General features: G+C 67.3%; 1 protein-coding gene. It reads left to right on the top strand.

Annotation, left to right across the window (positions count from 1 at the left end; translation table 11 throughout):
- Nucleotides 1-128: 128 nt before the first annotated feature.
- The coding region (locus ACZ5CR_RS46720) for an acyltransferase family protein (protein WP_468870135.1) at nucleotides 129-1,121 on the top strand (993 nt) is incomplete at its 3' end.

The raw sequence follows: 1,121 nt of genomic DNA, 5'->3' as shown, positions 1-1,121 counted from the left end.
CGACGGGGCAGAGGAGGACCCGTTCCCTCTGCTCGTCCCATCCACCGCGTATCGCCGCTCAGCGGCAGGAGAACTGGAGTCGACCCGTGGGGTCCAACTTGCAGAAACGGCTACCTTCCCTGACGGGGATGCGCTTCATCGCAGCCTTGTTCGTCTTCCTTGCGCACATCGCCATCGAGAACCTCTGGGACGACCCGGAGGTGAACGAGTCGCTGACGCTGACCGTCAACCGCCTCGGCTGGGTCGGGGTCGGCTTCTTCTTCATCCTCAGCGGCTTCGTCCTGACCTGGTCGGCCCGGCCGAAGGACACGGTCCGCGCCTTCTGGCGCAGGCGGCTGATGAAGGTCTACCCGAACCACCTGGTCACGCTGGTGATCGGCGCCCTGCTCCTGCTCTGGACCGGCCAGGCCCTCAACCTGGGCAACACCGTGCCCGGCGTGCTGCTCATCCAGTCGTGGTTCCCCAGCCCGAACGTCTTCTCCAGCACCAACCGGCCCGCCTGGTCGCTGGCGTGTGAAGCGCTCTTCTACCTGTCCTTCCCCCTCCTGCACCGGCTCATCCTGCGCATTCCGCGCAACCGCCTCTGGGCATGGACGGCCGGAGTCCTGGCCGCCGTCGTGCTGGTCCCGGTCTGCGTGCAACTCTTCGTGCCCGACCGGCCGTTGGCCCCGTGGGCCGACATCCCGCTGCGGCACTTCTACGTCGTGTACAACCTCCCGCCCGTCAGGATGCTGGACTTCACGCTCGGCATCCTTCTGGCCCGGCTCGTGCGCACCGGCATGTGGCTGCCCGTCCGGCTCTCCGCGGCCATACCGCTGCTGGGCGTCTCGCTCGTCGTCCTCATGTTCGTGCCGGCGATCTACGGCATGCTCACCGTGACCGTCATCCCGCTCATGATGGTCATCGCCGCGGGCGCCCAGGCGGATGTGGACGGCACCCGGTCCCCGTTCCGGGGGCGGGTCATGATCTGGCTGGGCGAGGTCTCGTTCGCCTTCTACATGGTCCACGACCTGGTCCTGCACTACGGCCACAAGCTCATCGGAGCCGAGAAGACCTGGTCGACACCGGGCGCCATCGGGATATCCGCCCTGTTCGCCGTCGCCAGCCTGTTCTTCGCCTGG

This window comes from Streptomyces sp. NPDC031274, from assembly GCF_055570235.1.
This window is presented reverse-complemented; position numbering and strand designations above follow the sequence as displayed.